The sequence below is a fragment of the Hymenobacter agri genome (genome assembly GCF_054778495.1).
The window spans coordinates 1-713 of sequence record NZ_BAAGZM010001163.1 but is presented as its reverse complement, the minus strand read 5'-3'; the positions used below and the strand labels follow the sequence as shown (position 1 = coordinate 713).

Below are 713 nucleotides of genomic sequence, written 5' to 3'. Positions count from 1 at the left end.
GTGCGCGTCACCTACCGCGGCGCGGTGGGGCAGTGGCTGGTCGAGCCGCTGGCCTTCAGCTTGCGGCTTTGAACTGGCCGGCCGGTGCGGGGCAATTGGGAATGTTCCAGCCCGGCACGGGGTCAGTGGGCAGCGTCAGCGGCTGGCCCAGAAATTTGCCAATGGCCGCCAGCGTTGCCTCGGGCGCGGTGAGGTGCGGGTAATGCCCGCTGGTGTCGATGATAACCAATTGGCTGTCGGGTAGCTGCTCGTGCAGGTAGTAGCCCACACCCAGCGGCACCATCACATCGCGGGCGGGTTGCACAATGAGGGTGGGCGTGCTCAGCAGCGGCAGCGCCAAGCGGCTGTCGTTGAAGAACGCCACGCGGGCCAGGTGGCGCAGCACGCCGGGGTTGGTGCTGGCAAAGCTGCCCGACAGGGCCATTATCAGGTCGGGCCGGGTGGCGTCGCCCACCGCCACGGGCGCGAAAGCCTGTGCCCAGTCGGCCTGGTTGCTTTCGAGGCTGGTGAGCAGCTCCTCCACGTCGGCCGCCTCGAAGCCGCCCGCGTAGTCGCGGCCGTTCAGGAAGCGGGGTGAGGGAGCCAGCAGTACCAGACGGGCAAAGCGGGCGGGCTCGCGCACGGCTGCCAGCACCCCAATCATGGCCCCGATGGAGTGGCCGATGAGCACGACGCCCGTGAGGTCGAGCGCGCGCAGCACGTCGAGCAAATCG

1 protein-coding gene is annotated in these 713 nt (G+C 68.9%); it reads right to left on the bottom strand.

The features are described 5' to 3' along the window. Positions 1-55: 55 nt before the first annotated feature. Positions 56-713: alpha/beta fold hydrolase (locus tag ACYVDE_RS25100; RefSeq protein ID WP_460504236.1), on the bottom strand; the 658-nt coding region annotated here is incomplete at its 5' end.